At 57.4% G+C, this 17,343-nt stretch carries 15 protein-coding genes; 8 read left to right on the top strand and 7 right to left on the bottom strand.

Translation table 11 applies throughout. The annotated features are described in order from the left end of the window. Positions 1-151: 151 nt before the first annotated feature. Positions 152-1,138, bottom strand: a complete 987-nt coding sequence (locus AC6CHQ_RS15165) for a thermonuclease family protein (protein ID WP_251240038.1) — start codon at positions 1,136-1,138, stop codon at positions 152-154. Positions 1,139-1,399: 261 nt separating this feature from the next. Here AC6CHQ_RS15165 and AC6CHQ_RS15160 point away from each other — a divergent pair, with 261 nt between their 5' ends. Beyond that, positions 1,400-2,461: an S-layer homology domain-containing protein gene (locus AC6CHQ_RS15160; protein WP_498081998.1), complete on the top strand. Its 1,062-nt coding sequence runs from the start codon at positions 1,400-1,402 to the stop codon at positions 2,459-2,461. Positions 2,462-2,502: 41 nt separating this feature from the next. Here the strand turns inward: AC6CHQ_RS15160 and AC6CHQ_RS15155 are convergent, their stop codons facing one another. Together AC6CHQ_RS15155 and AC6CHQ_RS15150 are read right to left on the bottom strand one after the other, a co-directional pair. Continuing rightward, a complete protein-coding gene (locus AC6CHQ_RS15155; protein ID WP_498081997.1) occupies positions 2,503-2,943 on the bottom strand; it encodes an NUDIX hydrolase in 441 nt (146 codons plus the stop codon). Between the two features lies 1 nt (position 2,944). Then, the gene (locus tag AC6CHQ_RS15150; RefSeq protein ID WP_498081996.1) at positions 2,945-3,856 is read right to left on the bottom strand and encodes a ketopantoate reductase family protein; all 912 of its coding nucleotides are present in this window, start codon (positions 3,854-3,856) and stop codon (positions 2,945-2,947) included. Between the two features lie 114 nt (positions 3,857-3,970). On the opposite strand from AC6CHQ_RS15150, the gene AC6CHQ_RS15145 reads away from it, so the two are divergent. From AC6CHQ_RS15145 to AC6CHQ_RS15115, 7 genes are all read left to right on the top strand, one after another. Then, positions 3,971-5,278: a M20 family metallo-hydrolase gene (locus AC6CHQ_RS15145; RefSeq protein ID WP_251240034.1), complete on the top strand. Its 1,308-nt coding sequence runs from the start codon at positions 3,971-3,973 to the stop codon at positions 5,276-5,278. Next, positions 5,268-5,741: a GNAT family N-acetyltransferase gene (locus tag AC6CHQ_RS15140; RefSeq protein WP_251240033.1), complete on the top strand. Its 474-nt coding sequence runs from the start codon at positions 5,268-5,270 to the stop codon at positions 5,739-5,741. Before AC6CHQ_RS15145 ends, AC6CHQ_RS15140 begins: the two co-directional genes overlap by 11 nt. Before the next feature lie 2 nt (positions 5,742-5,743). Then, on the top strand, positions 5,744-5,953 hold the full coding sequence (locus AC6CHQ_RS15135) for a hypothetical protein (protein ID WP_251240032.1): 210 nt from the start codon (positions 5,744-5,746) through the stop codon (positions 5,951-5,953). Beyond that, on the top strand, positions 5,950-6,732 hold the full coding sequence (locus tag AC6CHQ_RS15130; protein WP_251240031.1) for a putative hydro-lyase: 783 nt from the start codon (positions 5,950-5,952) through the stop codon (positions 6,730-6,732). Before AC6CHQ_RS15135 ends, AC6CHQ_RS15130 begins: the two co-directional genes overlap by 4 nt. A gap of 48 nt (positions 6,733-6,780) precedes the next feature. Further along, the gene (locus AC6CHQ_RS15125) at positions 6,781-7,995 is read left to right on the top strand and encodes a M20 metallopeptidase family protein (RefSeq protein ID WP_498081995.1); all 1,215 of its coding nucleotides are present in this window, start codon (positions 6,781-6,783) and stop codon (positions 7,993-7,995) included. A gap of 200 nt (positions 7,996-8,195) precedes the next feature. Further along, the gene (locus AC6CHQ_RS15120) at positions 8,196-8,372 is read left to right on the top strand and encodes a hypothetical protein (protein ID WP_251240028.1); all 177 of its coding nucleotides are present in this window, start codon (positions 8,196-8,198) and stop codon (positions 8,370-8,372) included. Beyond that, positions 8,369-8,953: a DUF6036 family nucleotidyltransferase gene (locus AC6CHQ_RS15115; RefSeq protein ID WP_498081994.1), complete on the top strand. Its 585-nt coding sequence runs from the start codon at positions 8,369-8,371 to the stop codon at positions 8,951-8,953. Before AC6CHQ_RS15120 ends, AC6CHQ_RS15115 begins: the two co-directional genes overlap by 4 nt. Before the next feature lie 40 nt (positions 8,954-8,993). Here the strand turns inward: AC6CHQ_RS15115 and AC6CHQ_RS15110 are convergent, their stop codons facing one another. From AC6CHQ_RS15110 to AC6CHQ_RS15095, 4 genes are read right to left on the bottom strand one after another with little or no spacing between them, the layout of a single operon-like run. Then, positions 8,994-10,274 carry a TIGR02679 family protein gene (locus AC6CHQ_RS15110; RefSeq protein ID WP_498081993.1) on the bottom strand — a complete coding sequence of 427 codons (1,281 nt, stop codon included), beginning with the start codon at positions 10,272-10,274 and terminating at the stop codon, positions 8,994-8,996. Continuing rightward, complete coding sequence (locus AC6CHQ_RS15105) at positions 10,267-14,589, bottom strand: TIGR02680 family protein (RefSeq protein WP_498081992.1); 4,323 nt, start codon at positions 14,587-14,589, stop codon at positions 10,267-10,269. The genes AC6CHQ_RS15110 and AC6CHQ_RS15105 overlap by 8 nt, the downstream gene beginning before the upstream one ends. Next, positions 14,586-15,746 carry a TIGR02678 family protein gene (locus tag AC6CHQ_RS15100; RefSeq protein ID WP_498081991.1) on the bottom strand — a complete coding sequence of 387 codons (1,161 nt, stop codon included), beginning with the start codon at positions 15,744-15,746 and terminating at the stop codon, positions 14,586-14,588. The genes AC6CHQ_RS15105 and AC6CHQ_RS15100 overlap by 4 nt, the downstream gene beginning before the upstream one ends. Then, on the bottom strand, positions 15,746-17,224 hold the full coding sequence (locus tag AC6CHQ_RS15095) for a TIGR02677 family protein (protein ID WP_498081990.1): 1,479 nt from the start codon (positions 17,222-17,224) through the stop codon (positions 15,746-15,748). The genes AC6CHQ_RS15100 and AC6CHQ_RS15095 overlap by 1 nt, the downstream gene beginning before the upstream one ends. Positions 17,225-17,343: the final 119 nt, after the last annotated feature.

The following is a 17,343-nucleotide window of genomic DNA, read 5'->3' as shown; positions in this document are numbered from 1 at the left end:
GTTTCGCCGTTCGAGCGCCCGGTCTCGTCATTCGCGGCCGCAATTTCGTCATTCGAGCTTCCGGTTTCGTCATTCGCGGCTTCAATCTCGTCATTGGACCTAATTACACAAAATCCCCCGGCATTCGCTGCCGGGGGATTTACTCATTCCATCATTCACATGCGTAGTTATCTTTGTCCCGGTCCATCTTCGACTGGTAGGCCGGGTGGCCGGCGGGGACGCCGTCCGGGTATTTCGTGCGGAGTTCGGTGCAGTTTTTGAACCGTTCGGTGGTCGTGCCGCTTTGGGCACTCGGGTCACCGTCGTAGTTCGTGCCGCCGGATGCCCCGCCTCCGCCGGAAGAGGTACCGCTTGTTGAAACGGGTGCACTCGCAGCAGCGCTTTGCTGGCCGGAAGCTTCCGTATCAAATCCGGAGTCGGTGGCGTAGTCTTCGATCGACCAGATGCCGACTTTCTTCGCTTTGGCTTCCGCTTCGGCGGCTTCAAACGGCGTCAGGTGGCGTGTGCTCGGCGGATAGACGTAGCCGACGCGGGCAAGGCCTTCCCGCAACAGAGTCTCCTGGACGCTCTTGCCGTTTACATACACATAGGCGAGCAACCGGCCGTACTTGTCGGTCCGGTCGCCGATGTCGAATTCAATGGAGAGTTCGCCGCTGTTCACAAGCTCGCGGTTGCGCTCCTTCGCCTGTTCGCCGAACGGCTGCTTGCCGAGGCGGGGGTGGCTCGTTTCCGGCGTATCGATCAAGAGGTAGCGGACATTTTCTTCTTGCCCATTGTAGCGGATCTTGATTGTGTCGCCGTCGATCGTCTTGACGAGTTCGACCGGTATATGGGCCGTGGTTCCGCCGGTTTCGGTCGGTTTCTTGGCAGGCTCCGTTTCTTCTTTTGCCGCCTGTTCTTCCGGTTTGGCCTGAGCGGTTTTCTCCGGGGTCTCATCGTTCGCCGGAGCAGTTTCCTCAGGTTTCTTTTCCGGCTCAGACGATTCTTCCGTTTGGACCTGCTCCGTCTCTTCTTCCATAACATCTTCATCTGTGACCGTTTCGCCACAGCCGGTGAGGAATAGGGCCAGACCGATCAGGAGGATTGCCGGAGCGGCTTTGGAGTGGTACTTCACCCGTTTTCTAAAACGTAAACCCATGGGGTGCTTGCCTTCTTTCTTGGTAAATATTCCAAAGTTATTTATAGATGAAATTTGGTAGAAAGTAAAGTGGGTGAAGTTGCCATCCGGAACGTTTATCTCATAGATAAAGTGGAATTCATGTACTAATGAGGGAGCCGCGGTCCTTTGCGTCTCCCTTAATTTAATTCTTAGATTATTTTACAAACTGGTAGTTTTTAATGAAGGGAAATTCCAGACAATACCGAAATTATCCGGTAACACCTTAAAGGAGGTTGGCGTATGACACGTATGCCATTCAAAAAGCTTGCGCTATCAACGGCTGCGGCAGGGATGATCTTTGGAGCGGCGCTTCCGGCATCTGCCGCCGGTTATACAGATGTGCCTAAGGAAAGTTCGCATCACGACAATATCGTACGGGCAAATGAACTCGGCATCATGACAGGTTACGGGGACGGGACGTTCAAACCGAACGGACAGCTGAGCCGCGGAAATGTCGTGAAGGCGTTAGGAAAATATGTGGTGAAACAGAGCGGGCTGACGCCTGAGGAGTATGTGAAGACATACGGAACCGCTTCTGTTCCGAACTTCTCGGATGTACCGAATAGCTGGGCGGATCAGGAACTCGTCATGTATTCAAAGATTGTCAAGGACATGGGAATTTTCAAAGGTTCCAATAACCGGCTGATGGCGGGGAACCTGATCACACGCGACCAGATGGCGGAAGTACTTGCCCGTACGTTTGCGTTCCGTGATCTTCCGGGTGCACCGGAGATCAGTGACATCGGCGGCTCCGCCTATGCGAAGTCGATTGAAATCCTTTTCGAGAATGGCATCTCTGTCGCCAATCCGTACCATCCGCGTGCCACGACAAGCCGGGCACAACTCGCCACGTTCCTTGTCCGGTCCTACGACAAGGTGAGCAAAGAGGAGTCCGTCATGCCGGCATCGTTCTACTCGGAGCTGAGGAAGGGCAAAGTGTCGGATGCCATCGTGCAGATCGGATCCACGCTTACAGAGCTCAAGAAGAAGGCGGGTGACCCGGAAGCTGAGTATGATTTCGAAGGCGGAATCCGCTACGTATACGGGAAGTATGAATATGGCGTTCCGCACCCTGTTCTGGAAGAAGGCGATCCGGTCACCACGGTGACATACTACTTTGACGAAGAGCCGTCACTGGAAGAAGTGATGCGCCACATGGGGCCGGTTGAGCAAACAGAAGAAGAGGAAGACCCGATGGAATACGACTACCTCTGGTATCACAAAGGTGATTTTGAAGTGTTCTTTGAGTATGAGTGGGGCGGAGACACCATCGATAATGTGACCGTCAAGTCGAATCGATAACGCAAAAGACGCGCTCCTGCGAGGGGCGCGTCTTTGCTTTGTCACGTATTAAACTCCACATAAAACGGCTGGCATTCCTGGTCCAGACACTTCTCGATCCGCTCCCGGAAATTCCCGTTACTGACCATCTCCAGCGCATCCGGCAGCGGGAAGAAACCGACTTCGAGTGCTTCCTCGCACGGGGTGGGTGCCCCTCCGACCGGTTTGCCGGTGAAGAGGGTGTTGCAGATGCCGCGGGAGACGTTCTGGTAAATGCCGCAGAAGCCGGTAATCTCGATCTCAATGCCGGATTCTTCAAGAGTCTCGCGGATGGCGGCGTCCCGGATGGATTCGCCTTCTTCGACCTGGCCGCCGGGCATTTCCCATCCGCGTCGCGGGCCTCGGAACAGAAGCAGTTCATTCCGCTCGTTCACGACGATGGCGGCAGCCGAGACGATGTGCTTTGGGGGTGCCCAGGACTGGGGCTGTACCGGTTTGGTCATGTCACATTTTCTCCAGGATCCGGATGACTTTCAGCAGGTGCTCGTTCTCCGGCACGGGCACGCCGTATTTTTCCCCGAGTTCGACCATCTTGCCGGCGAGAAATTCGACTTCGGTCTTTCGGCCTTGCTCGATGTCCTGCAGCATGCTCGTCTTGCCTTCCGGAGACAGGCTGTTCAGGACGGGGCGGAATCGGGCGATGTCGCGGTCGTTCAGGCCGACGCCTGCCGCCTGAGACACTTGCACGACTTCCTTCATGACCTCTTCCATCCAGCTTCTTGCGCTGTGGATGGTCTGGAAAATGCCGTACGGGGCGCGGAGCACCGAGGAGGTCTGGTTGACCCCGACGTTGATCATGAACTTCCACCACATCTCGCGCCAGATGTCGTCCGGGATTTCGTAAGGGACGTCTGCCTCGCGGAAGAGCTGTTCCACAGCGGCTTCCGCTTCCGGATACTCGCCGGCACGCGTGCCGAACGTGATCTGCCCAAGCTTGGAGTAGCGGATGTCGCGCTCTTTGCGCTGCGCATCAATCCCGACACACATGGCGTAGAGGACCGGATTGTCCGGGAAGGCCGCTTTCAGGTCTTCTTCACTCGAGATTCCGTTCAGGAGCGGGAGAAGGATTGTCTCCGGCCCGACAAACGGGCGGACGCAGTCAATCGCTTCATCCAGCTGGTCGTTTTTCACGCCGAACAAAATCAGGTCAATCGGCCCCGCTTCATCGGTCAGCGGCTTGTAGCGGAAGCGGGTCTCGCGTCCGTTGATACGGATGCCGTGGTCCTTGTAACGCGTGATGCGGCCTTCATCGGCCAGGACATGGAAATTCTCTTTCAGATGTGTCTGCAGGCGCTCGGCGTAGGCCGCCCCGATGGCCCCGAGGCCGATCAGAGCCGCGGTCCGGATGTCGCTCATGATGTCGTCCCCTTTCTTTCATATATTCAAGAGTTTATCATAGAAGAAGCGGACAGATGACGTAAAATTCTAGGTAATCCGTCTTTTCGGACAGAGAGAAAGGGGATTTTTCAGTTGAGAGAATCGGTGAGGGACCGGCTGCTCGCCGGATATGATGGGACGGCAGACCGGGACGGCGTGAGTGGAAAGCGGCTCGCGGACAGGCTGGCGGCACTTGCTTTAATCGGGGAGACAGAGGATGGCGGAGTCAACCGCCCGGGTTTCTCGGCGGAGGAAAAGTTGGCGAAGGAACAGGTTATGGAATGGATGCGCGAAGCGGGACTGGATGTCCGGATGGACGGCGCAGGGAACGTGATCGGACGGCTTGAAGGGAAGGCAGACGGACCGGCATTCGCGGCGGGCTCCCATGTCGACTCGGTCCCGAACGGCGGCAATTTCGACGGTCCGCTCGGCGTGCTATCCGCGCTTGAAGTGGTCGAGGCATGGAAAGAGACGGGTTACGAGCCGCCGGTGCCGGTGGAAGTGATCATCTTCTCCGAAGAGGAAGGATCACGTTTCGGCGCGGGCATCATGGGCAGCCAGGCGATGACGGGCGACCTCGGGCGTGAGGCGCTATCCGCGCTTTCGGACTCGGACGGCAACTCGCTTGAAAAGGTCATCAGCGCCTACGGCACGTCCATGGATGCATTCCTGGAAGCCGCGAGGGACCCGAAAGAAATCGGATTCTACGCGGAAATTCATATTGAGCAGGGGAAACTGCTCGAGCAGGCAGGTTTGCCTGCCGGTATCGTCAAGGGCATTGCGGGACCGGCCTGGCTGAATGCTATCTTCCGTGGAACAGCAGGACATGCCGGCAATACGCCGATGATCGGAAGAAGGGATCCGCTCGTCGCGGCGGGCCGCTTTGTGCATGAAGTGAGTTCGCTGCCCGCCCGGTTCAGCGATACTGCCGTGGCTACCGTCGGCAAGCTGAACGTCTCTCCGAACGGCGCCAACGTCATTCCGGAGGAGGTTGCACTCACCGTCGATATCCGTGACCTTGATAAGGATGCGCGTGACGGCCTGGTCCGGAAGGTGCGCGAAACAGCGGAGCTCTGCGCGGCTGAAGCTGGAGTTGAAGTCGAGCTGAACCTGGCCTCCTCGATCGACCCAGTGCCGGTAACGGATGAAGTACGGGAAGAACTTGCCCAGGTCTTCGGACAAGCGGGCATCCGGCCGATGGAACTCATGAGCGGCGCCGGCCATGACGCCATGATTCTTGGAAGGCATGTGCCGATGGCGATGATCTTCGTGAAAAGCATCGGCGGCATCAGCCACAACCCGGCGGAATGGTCCGACCTCGACGACTGCATCGCCGCCGTCCATCTGCTGAAGCGGTTTGCGGAAAAGCGGATGGAGAAGATGGCCGGGGATGAGGGTTGAGGAAGTTACCGGTCCGCGGGAAGCCTATCTCCCATTGCTGAAGCTGGCGGATGAAGGGGAGGCGGCTGTCCGGAACTATCTCCATGACGGCCGGCTCTACGTGGCGAGGTCAGGAGGCGAGGTTCTTGGGGCGGCGCTGTATGTTCCCGTTGATGAGGAAACGGTGGAGCTAAAGAACATCGCACTTCATGAAGAGGCCCGGGGTGTGGGGACTGGACGTGCACTCATCGAAGACGGCATCGTCCGGTACACGGAGATGGGCTTCAGGCGGATGATCGTCGGAACGGCCAACTCCAGCATCGGAAATCTCTCCTTTTACCAGAAGTGCGGGTTTCGAATGAGCCACATCCGAAGAGGTTTCTTTTTGTCCTATCCAGAACCGATCTGGGAAAACGGGATCCGCGCATTCGACATGGTGATGTTCGAGCGGGAATTACATAAGTCGGGACTCGAGGAGGAATGACGTTGAAGCGGTTTTTGATCGTATTCATTGGAATGGCTGCCGCGCTTCTTGCGGCGGAATGGATTCAGGGCATGCTGCTGACGGCTGCCTATGTGCCCGGCGGCAACACGGTTGAGATGGCCATGTGGGTACGGCTCGGCATCTCGGCATTATTCGTCACGAGCGTTTATCTGCTCATGGACAAGTTCAGGCGGAAGAAGGTGAGCGCATGAGGAACATGACACCGGAACAGTTCAGGGAAAAGGTGCGGAGCGGGGCTTTTTCGGGACCGACCGCAGGCGTATGCGACGGCTATGTACAGGCGAACCTGGCAATCTTGCCGAAGGAGGACGCATTCGAATTTCTCCTGTTTTGCCAGCGCAATCCGAAGTCGTGCCCGCTGATTGACGTGACTGACGTCGGTTCGGCGATTCCGGCAGCATCAGCGCCAGGTGCCGATCTCCGGACGGACCTGCCGAAATACCGGGTGTACCGGAACGGGGAACTGGCCGACGAGCCGACCGATCTAAACGAGTATTGGACGGACGACATGGTGGCGTTCCTGATCGGCTGCAGCTTCACGTTCGAGGAAGCGCTGATCCGCAACGGAATCCCGATGCGGCACCATGAAGAGGGTGTGAATGTCCCGATGTACCGGACCTCGGTGGATACGGTTCCTGCCGGGAAGTTCTCGGGTCCCATGGTGGTGTCGATGCGGCCGATGGGCGCGGGCGACGTGGTCCGTGCCGTCCAGGTGACGAGCCGGTTCCCGTCGGTCCACGGGGCGCCGGTCCATATCGGAAATCCGGAGGAAATCGGAATCCGGAACCTTACTAAACCGGACTTTGGTGACGCGGTCACGGTACGTGAAGGGGAAACGCCAGTCTTCTGGGCGTGCGGTGTCACCCCTCAGTCCGTCGCGATGCATGCAAAGCCTTCGCTCATGATCACCCATGCGCCGGGCCATATGTTCGTGACGGATCTGAAAAGTGAACAACTGGGTGTGATTTGATGACAGGAGAGATCGATATGGTACAGACATTGGATGGAATCGGACGTTTTGAAGCGCCTAAGGAAAGCTGGCCTGAGCTGTACGCTACGGTCCGGGGATGTGTTTGAAGAGGCAGTAGAGACCCGCCGTTATCTTCATATGAACCCCGAGCTTTCATTCGAAGAAACGGAAACGGCAAAATTGGTTGCTGATAAGCTCCGTGCCTGGGGCTATGACGTCCAAGAAGGCGTCGGAGGCACTGGTGTGATTGGTGTCCTGAAAGGCACAGCACCGGGACCGGTCGTCGGTCTGCGGGCTGACATGGATGCCCTCCCGATGCAGGATGAGATCGATCAACCGTACCGCAGTACACGTGACGGCAAGGCGCACACATGCGGGCATGATGCGCATACGGCGATTCTTTTGGGCGTTGTCCGGGCATTCTCGGAAACCGGCTTGGAGCGGGGCACGCTCAAGCTGATTTTCCAGCCTGCCGAGGAAATCGGGAAGGGTGCGGAAGCGATGATCCTTGACGGGGCTATGGACCATCCGAAAGTGGACGTCATGGCGGGACTTCATGTCCATCCGAGCGTCCGGACAGGCGAATTCTCGCTGTCTTCGACCGGATTTGCGACGGCTGCAGGAGACTTTTTCGAGCTTGAATTCAAGGGTGAAGGCGGACACGCGGCTTATCCCCACCAGACGGTCGACCCGATTATGATCGCCGCGCAGGCACTGGTCACGATGCAGCAGATCGTCAGCAGGCAGACCGACCCGCTTGACTCCGTCGTGCTCAGCTTCGGCAAGATCGAAGGCGGCACGAAAAACAACATCATCCCGAATTCGGTCCGAGTGGAAGGAACCGTCCGGACGATGTTGCCGGAGACGCGCGCCCGGATGGAGGAGCGTATGCGCGCCATCGCGGAAGGCGTCGCAGGTGGGCTCGGCGGATCCTGCATGCTTACCTATCATTACGGCGTCCCGTCGGTGAAAATCGCGGACGTGCCGGCACGGGTATTAGAGGAAACGGTGGACTCTCTGTTTGGCCCGCAGGCGCTGAAGAAAGTCATCCCGGCAATGGGCGGCGAGGACTTCTCCTTCTTCTCGGAACAAGTCCCGTCCGTCTTCTTCCGCCTCGGCACCCATGGCGCAGACGACCGGACCGCCTACGCCAACCACAACAACCGGTTTGACGTCGACGAAGACGCATTCCTGTACGGGATTGCGACATTCATCGAATTGACGAACCGGCTGACGGCGATGGAACCGGGTGAGTTTGAATAATGGAATGAATGAGCCTGCCTGGTGCGGCAGGTTTTTTGGAGATATTAAGCATGCAGGCGAAATTAAGAAATATGAAAAGGGAGGAGTCCCATTCAATTATTACTCGCTCTACACTCTGAGTGTCCTTTCCTCAGCCTAGGTTGGGAACCCGTATCAAGGCAGCTTTTTCTGTTATAATATACAATAAGGAGGGGTTATGGATGAAGGTGCTTTCCTTTGAAAAACTCAAAAAGAACAATCTTGAAAAGAGGGAATCCGTAGCCAACGTCATTGACCGCTACAATCGCATGTATCCGGCAGACCCCGCAATAAAGAAGGCTAATAAAATGAGAAATCCTGACGAGGAAAAAGTCCTCTCGAGGTTTAAATTGAAATGACTGATGATAAAGATATTCAATGGGCGAAAACTGAAATTGAAAAGCTGATTCCTATTAAAGAAGATAAACTCTCGACCATGTTGGCTACTGCATCAATCATAACCACCCTTATGGAGCCTATTCCTCGAAAAGACGCTTACCCGATTGTGGTGGGTGGATTGGCAGTGGAGATTTATACCCAAGGAGACTATACAACCCGAGATATTGATTTCGTGACCAGCTCCAGTATTGCATTAAGAGAGCTACTGCCTAAGATCGGCTTTAAACGAGAAGGCCGGATTTTTTATCATGAGGGAATTGAGATTGTCATAGATGTTGTAGATAACGCACTTGAAGGTTCATATGAGAAGTTAGTTAAGCTTCAGTTAGATCAGGAGCGGTATGTCTATGTAATCTCCATGGAAGATATTATTTTGGATCGGTTGCGTGGTTTTGAGAACTCAGATTCCAATGAATGGGGACTTAGGCTGTTGGCAAGCAACTATGATTCAGTCGACTTAGAATACATTAAAGCTGGTGCTGTTGGTCCAGAAAAAGTGGAGCTTAAAAGATGGCTTGCGGCAATTGATAATTCGAATTAAGAGAAAAAGCCAAGGCATCCCGTGGTGGATGCCTTGGCTTTTATAATTCCTGTTGCTTCATATCACTCGCAAGCTGCTCAAGCAGCCCTTCCTGATATCCCGCTTTTCCGCTCCGCCGCAATTCTCTAGCAAGCTCAATCAATCCTGGGTCGGACAATCCGTCGAGTTTGGCGGCCCGGCCCGAAATGTCTTCTTCCGACATCGCCATCCGGTATGATTCTGCGTCCATCCGCCACAGCTCCACACGCTCCGGATGCCGGTCGATCAGCCGCTGTGCCATCTGGAGGCCTTCCGGGTCGAAGTCGCCGGAGTAGCGGAAGGTGACGTCTTCGGCCGCGAGGAGGTCGAGCAGCATCCATGCGGAGGATCGGAACTGGCCGTGCGTACAGATGATCGGGGTGTCCGGGACGAGATCGATGAGCGCCGAGCAGACGCCGGAGTTTTCGACGATCCAGACGTCGCGCCCGGCGGCGGGCTTGACTTCTGTGATGTCCCTGAGCATCTTGACCGGGACGTTCAGGACGCTGTCGGTTTCAGCGGCGGCCTGCCAGAGCGGGTGGGTGCCGTCTGCCGTGGAGGCGACGAGTCCGCGGCAGGTGACGAAGCTCCACAGGTCGTCGCGCGTCAGGCCGAACCGGGCGTACAGGTCATTGAGTTCTTCCGAGGACCGCGGCATGCCGGTGTCTTCCGCGCCGTCCGTCACCGATCGGACATACAGGCAGTGGGTGAGCAGGCGGCCTGTGAGCTGTGAACTGTCGAAGGCGTGCGGGTTGCCTGTCGTGCGCTGGGCGAAGAGGGGGAGAAGTTCCATGTCCGATTCTCCCGAAAGTTCTCGGTAAGCTTCAAAGACGCGCCCCAAAAGTTCTGCTAGACGAGCATCGTCTTCCCGGTACAGTGCCCGGATCCAGCGGGTGTCCGGTGAGAGTGAAGCAATCCTCGTCCACCAGAACGCCCCGTCCGGGTAGGTTTCCTCCAATGTCCGGATGAAGGCGGCGGCCGCGTCTTTTGCCCACGCACGTTCCTGCTCTTTTGTCGTGAGCGGCTCTCCGAAGAACTGTTCAAGCAGTTCGGGTAGGGACAGGCCGCTGAAGACGGTCCGGCCGAGGGCTTGTTCAAATTTGTTCAATGTAAGGCCCCGGCGGGTCAACTCATCGGGCGCAATGCCAGTGAAACCGGCAATCGAGCGGATTTCCTCCGGCGTGAAGAGGGCGAGCTTCACCGAGCCGCCGACTTTGCCGAGCGACCGGTATTTGCCACGGAGGAGTCCGAACAGTTTTGTGAACGCGGGATCTTCGCGGAGGAGCCGGAATTTATCATCCATCGCCAGCGGGCTCCTTGATGTTGTCGGTCAGGAAATCCAGCAGGTCGGTCTGTTCGGAAGCCGGGGCTTCGGGTTCGCGGTCTGCCCGGGAATTGCGCGGTTGCTTCGTCCCGGTCCGGGTGTTGTCTGATGCGGATTCCGGTTGGGGCTGCTGCGGCATGCCGGTTTCTTTGCCGCCCTCCGCGGCAGCGGCTTCCGCAACCGCAGAAACGATCGGCTGTTCATGGGCCTCCGCACCGTCATCGAGCACAAGCTGCTTTTCACGCCCGTTCCACTCGTACCGGATCGTCGAGACAAAATCGGCGTTTTTCTGCCGAATCAGTTCGTAGACAGAAAGGCTTGGCACGGTATCGTAATCGCCCCATAGCGCCTGGGAGTTCATGATGTAGTTGAAGCCGAGCTGTTCGACGACTTCGAACATATCCCGGATGTTCGTGTCATCGACTCCGGCGAACGCCTCGTCGAGCGAGATGACGTACGGTGCGAAGTCTGCGGCTTCCTTGTAGCGCGAGTAGGCCGCGGTGAACAGCGGGATATACATCGCCATCGCTTTTTCGCCGCCGCTGAATTTGTTGAAGGCGTGGTCGGTCAGTTCGCGGGAAGGCTCGTTTTCCTTGCGGTAGGAAAGCACGAAGCGGAACCATTTCCGGTAGTCGAGAACTTCCTTCAATACTTGGCGCATCGTCGCGCCTTCCTGGTCTTCCTCGGCCAGTTGCTTGGCGCGGTCAATTCTGGAGCGGAAATGGTTCTGGATCCGCTCGCGGTCCTCGGGTTTCATGAATCGTGCATCGAGCCTGAGTAGCCGGACAAGCTCTGTGGTGTCGAGTTCTTCTTCAGAGTCGGCAGGGAGCGGCTTCCATTTGATGGAGAAGATCAGGCCCTGTGAGTTGTTCCGTTCCTTCATGATGCCGTCCATTTCCCTGACCCACTTTTCCGTGCGCTGGATGCGGGCGCGGAGGATGTTGCTGACGGTGTGGAGGATGATGTCTTCAAACAGCTTGCGTTCCTGCTCATCAAGCGCCTGCTGCTGCTGGATCAAGGCGTCGGAGAGGAATGCAGCGACGGCGTATGGGCTGTCGCGTTTGCCGAACAGGTCCATCTCGATGATTTTCCGTCCGTTGTTCATCTTCCAGCGCCCGATTTCCGCTTCGTGGACCGGGGTCCATCCGCCGGTGAACCATGACGGCTCTTCCCGCTGTTCGGAACGCTGCGTCAAGGAGTAGTCGATCAGAGAGAATTGCTCACCCAGGAATGCTTTCGTCAGCTGCTCATCCAGTTTCGGCTTGCTTTTGCTTTCCAGGATGGAATTGAAATCAGGAGAGGAGGCCGTGCTGTCCTCATCCGTACCGGTGACGAACCCGCGTGTGGTCTCTTCCTTGACGGCATTTTTCCATTCCTCTTCCATCAATGTCCAGAACCTGACGTCGAGACGGAGGGCGTCCAGTTTTTCCTCGTTCTTCGTGATTTCCGCTTTCGTCTCCGGAATTTCCTCATACGTCCGGTCGCGTGTTGCCTTCAGCTCGGTCAAGCGTTTTTGGAGTTGCTCGATTTCACGGCGGATGTCGTCGATGCCTTCGAGTTCCATCTGTTTCTCGATCGATTCGATGTCCCGGCGGAAGGTGTCAAGATCGTCCTGCGCGGTGTATTGTTCACCGCGGAGTTCATCGGACGTCTCCAGCAGTTCTTCAAGCGCCGTACGGAAACTGGCGATATTCTGACGGGCATGGCGGATATCGCGGGCGGTCCGGTCCAGGCCGTGAAGGACGGCTGCATAGTCTTCCGCCGCCCGGATGGCGTCCGCGAGCGGTTCCGGCTTCAGGGTGAGGCCGAGGGCACTGCCGTCCTGGTGGAGCTTCGTCTGCAGTTCCCTGGCTTCCGAATGGGCGCTTTTCCATTCGCTTTCCAGCCTAAGGAGCATTTTTTCCGACTGCCTGAACTGTGTATCGGTCTTCACGATCTCGTCGCGGATCTCTGCAAGCGCCTTGTCGTCCGGGATGTCGAGGCGGTATTGTCCGGTGCTGTCCAGCAGTCCGGCGATCCGGCGGTCCTCCGCATCCAGGCGTTCTTTTTCTTCCTTTAAAACGGCGAGACGGGATTTGGCCTCTTCGATCATCCGGGCGCGGTGGCGTTCCCGGGACGTGCGGCCGATGTATTTGGACGGGCCGTGATCGGGGGCATGCCCGTGCAGGATGCCGAACGAGTAGGACCCGTCCGCGTCCAGATGGAAACGGCCTTCTTCCGGTGAAAGCGGGATGCTCCGGAGAACGTCATCGATCCGTTCCGCGGAGAGCGGGCTGCCGGTTTCCACATCCGGCATCAGATAATCGGCCAGTGTCGGCGTCATGAGAAGCGGTTCGGGGCGGAGCACGCGGTCGCTTTCCGGCTGTACGTCCTCGCCGGTGATCAGCGCATCCAGCAGGCCGGCTGCCTCAAGAGCGGATTCCAGCTGTTGCTTCTCTGCCTCGCCGACGTCCTCGCGGAACTCCACTGCCGCGAATAACGGGACGGAAGAAATGCCGCTGTCAGTGAGTCCGGCACGGAATTGTTCCGTGTCCGGATGGCGGCCGGGGCTGGCGTCTGTGGCTGTTTTCCAGCGTTCGATTTCATCTTCTTCGGCCCGGATGGCTTCCGAGTTTTGTTTTTGGACATGCCGCAGGACGGCCTGTTCGTCGAGGAGGCCAGCCCGGTACGTTTCGATGGAGTCCAGGAACAACTGGCGGACATCTTCAAAACGGGCAGTGTCATAAAGTCCCGCAGCCATGCGGGACAGCAGCGTGGCGTCGTCTTCCGTGAACGGCAGGGCGGGGCGGTTTTGGAAATAGGAGAAGAGAGAATCGGTCAGTGTTGCTTTCGCTTCCCCGAACCATTGGTCCAGGTCGCGGAGCCGTCCGCGCAGTTCGTCCACTTCCTGTTTTTGTTCGGAAGCGCGGCGCTGGAGACGGGCCGCTTCTTCGTGCTTCCGTTCCATTTCGAGGGAGAGTTCCCGAAGCTTGCGCAGCCGCCGGAGATGGGCGTTCGCATCCTGGTGGAACGCCGTGAAATCAAGGTCTTCCCCGAGACGGCCGCCAAAATGATCGGCGTTCACCGCATGGCTGTCAAAGGCGGAGTCGGCGGAAAGGGCATTTAGTTCGCCGAATGCGTCTTCTGCATCTCGGTTCAGCTTCCGGAGCCGGTCCTCTTCCCGGTCCGCGTCGCCGCGGATGGCCCGTTCCTTGTCGCGGTTCCGCTCCATTTTTTCCTCCAGGGAAGCGATTTTGCGCTGAAGCCCGCCAGCTTCCTCCTGCTTTTTCACCAGTTCCTCGCGGAGATTCCATACTTTGTGGCTCCTGAGGCGTTGGCTTGCCTGTTCGGCCGTCTCGATTTCGGCAAGCGCCGTGCGCTGCGTTTCTTCCAGCCCGGCAAGCGTTTTCGTCAGGTCGCTGATCACCCGTTCTTTTTCGGCTGCCCCGATGTCGGCGGCCAGACGACTGGCGCGGGCGTTTTCATGGAAATGATGCCGTTCCGCCAGAATATATTCGTTGTATGCGTGGTAGGCTTTTTCGAGTTTCCGGACGGATTCGTATTCCGCTTCCTGCTTGTCGTATTGCTGCTGGGCAAGGTCCATGCTGTCGATCGTGTCGGACAGGTGGCGAAGCTCCTCGTCGGTCAGCGGCGGCAGCGCGGACTCCAAAATACCGGTGATGACGGTCGGCTTAAAGTCCTTTGACAGCTTCGGCGTGCGGATCTGCACGAGCAGTTTGATCAGGTCGTCATAGGCCTCAGCCGTTTCAAATCCGAAAACGTGCTTTCGGACCAGTTCCGCGTATTCGCCCTGTGAACGGGTCACGGTGCCGAATTCGCCGACACGGTTTTTCAGCTCCTGGAACGACAGCGGAACCTCTTCGCCGGCGGTCCGTTTCGTAAGAGAAAGCCCGTGGCCGATCCGCTCGTTGTGGATGACGAAATGCCAGGTGCTCATTGTTTTGCCGCGCCTTGCCTGAAGCCCGATTCCCGTCGTGATGTACTGCGGGCTGCCGGGCTTTTTGTATTCAAGGAACAGGTAGCCGGTCCGCTCATCGCGCCCGGAAACTTCCTTTTCCCCGAGCAGGTAATCTTCCATCTTGCGCGCGCTTGAGCCGAACGGATCAAGACGGCTCGGCGACTTTTTCCCGTCAAGCAGGACGGGAAGCAGGCTCTGCATCGTCACGGATTTCCCGGAGCCGTTCGCGCCGCGCAGCAGCAGCTTGCCGTCCGAGAAATGGAAGATTTCCTGGTCGTTGTAATACCAGAAGTTCAGCAGGCCTGCGCGGTTCAGTTCCCAGCGGTTGCTGTTCATGATGTCTCACTTCCTTCATTGAAGTCATCCGGGTACCCTCCGGCAAGGACCCCCATAAGCGGCAAGATCCGGATCATGCCGTCTTCAGCCGCATGTTCGGCCATCGCCCATTGTTCCATTTCATCGATAAGTTCCGACCGGACCGCGGCCAATGTGCCGTCCCGGAAATGTTTTGTCCATCCGCTCCCGTAAATCCGGCGCATGTCGCCGAGGATGTGGTCAAACTCGCCTTCCGTCAGCATGACCGTTCCGTCCGGGCCGGGCGGGAACTGGTCCATCCGCTTCCTGAGCTCGGCGGACAGTTGGAGGATCAGGTCGCCGGCTGCCTTCTGCATCGGATAGACCGTGTGATGCTGGCGCGGTTCTTCGACGGACAGAAAAGCGGTGTTCCGGAAGACCCGCAGCTGGTAGGGGCTATGTTCCTCGATCAAGTCGGCAAGCCGGCCGCGGAAGTTGCGGATATAGTGGAAGTCCGCGTCCCTGTCGCCGCCGCGCTCTACGCCCGGGGAGAAAAACAGCTTCCGGTGGACACGGTGGCGGCGATTAAGTTCCGGATCCGGGTTTTGTTCAGCCTCCAGGATCTCCTGCCAGTTGTCCATGGAGAGAAGATCCGAGGGGAACGTGCGCATAAAGTAGCGGCCGTATTCCGTCGCTTCATAGAGCACTTCCTGTTCCTCATTGCGGTCAAAACGGGCAAGTTCCCCGTCGATTGTCCGGAGAAGGCCGAAATCCATCAGTTTTTTGAGCGCGCGGATAAGCGCTTTCCGATGTATGTAAAGCGTCCAGTCGATGCCGGGTTCCGCCGAATACTCCTCCTGGATCTCCCGGCACATCTCGGACAGGAGAAACTGCTCGTCCGGTGACTTGTCCTGCAGGAAGGCAAGGGCGCAGCAGAAAATGGCGTAGTCGAGCGGTTCCTCGAACTCCGGGATGCCCATGTACGCCTCAGGCACCGCCGGGATCTTCTCGAGTTTCACGAATTGGGGATGGATATGCAGCTGCAGTCCGAACCGTTCCCTCAAATAAGTCCGGAGCGGCTTTTCGCGTTCACGGACCAGGCGGTGCCACTCCGGATTCTCGGAGCGGAGAATCCAGTAATGGTGGAGGAGAAGGTCGAGCGCCCTGACCGATTGTTCATCGAAGCCGTTTTTGTCCATCAGCTTGTCCTCCCTTCGGTGAATTCAAAAGTCGCGTCCGGCATGACCAGATCGCCGTCCCCTGACCGGAGGGTGATCCTGCGGTCGCGGTGGAGCGTCACTTTCACAAGGTAGCCGTAGTCGGTGACGACGGTTCCGTCTTTTGCGCCCGCGGACTTTCCGATCCAGCCGAGCAGCACTTTCCGGATAAACGGCTCGACGGTGCCCGTCTCGGACAGGCGAATCCGTCCCGCGTCGATATAGCGGTCGATCAGGGCGCGCTCCTTTTCCCGTTCCTCCAGATAAGCCTGCATCTGGAGGGCTTTTTCCTTCTTCTTGGAAGTAACGGCGCCGGGGCGCGTCTTTTCACGGTAGCGATTTGTCCGGGGCCGGATTTCAATGTGCTCGGGCTCTTCCTCCCACACTTCCGCGTGGATGTCGTCAGTCGTTCCTTCAAGCAGCCGGAGATGGCGGACCGTCATCGGGCCGAAGACGGCGGCCGAGAGCCGGTGTGCTTCTGCGAGGAAGTCGAAGCCGGCAAACCATTCCGCAAGCTTCAGGTATTCCTTTTTGCGGCTCCTGAAATGCTGCTGCCGCTCTCCAAGTCGCTGAACATGCCGCGCGACCCGGCGGATCATTTCATTGGTCTGCCACTCGAGCAGTTCCAGCTCGCTCTGTGAACCGCCGAACCCGAGGAACCACCCGCGGAGCGACGACCAGTACCCCTCATAATTCCGGCGCCATTCCCCGACGGGCGGAGGTGAGTCATCGAGCCTCGGCACAGACAGCCGATATTCGATGAGCCGGTCGAACAGCGGGGCCATGCGGTGGATGTCCAGTTCATCCAGCAGCTGTTTTAGCTGGAGCGACGTCCGCTGGAGCGAAACGACAAAATCCCGGAGATAGGCAGTGAACTGGTTTTTATACGCAAGGAACGCCTCCGGCTGCATGCGCTCTCCCGCCTGCTCGCGGTTGATGTAGGCGATATAGTCGGCTGTGTTCGTCCGGATCTTCCTAAAATGGTCGATCACTTCTTCATAGAGGAGATTCACCTCATTTGGTGCCGGAAGCTCGCCGCCGATTCCGACTTCAAGCGCTCGGACGGCCTTTAAGAGCCGGTCAAACTGCGACTTCTCGAGTGAACCACGGATCTCATCCCCCCTGCGCTCCAACTCCAGGATCATCCGCTCCAGCTCGACAGTCATCGGCGTACACTGGTAGCTGTACCGTTTTTTCTTGAATTCCTCAATCGTCCTCGCGCTCGTCATGTCCTGCCGGCGGGCGAGGTTGTTCCATTTCGTGAGCTGGTCAAGATGCGAATGAAGCTGCTCCTCCGTCAAGTCCGGATTCCCGCCGTACCGCCACATATAGGCCAGCACTTCCTCCGGGGAAATGAAATCCCGCATCCGTTCATGCTGGAGATAGAAGAAGCGCAGGATCTGCCGGTAAACCGGCGCGTTATCCACTCCCAGATACTTCGCTTCGGTGATTGCCTTCATGGAATCCCCCTTTTCTTGGAGAATGTACTACTGCTTTTATTGTAGAGGAAATGGAAGTGAAATTGAGAGAGAATTTATGTGAAAATGTTAAATTCGGGAAGTTCATGTACGAAAAGCGA

It is taken from the genome of Bhargavaea sp. GQ12, from assembly GCF_059758705.1.
The sequence above is the reverse complement of the archived record's forward strand: the minus strand, read 5'-3'. Positions and strand labels throughout refer to the sequence as shown.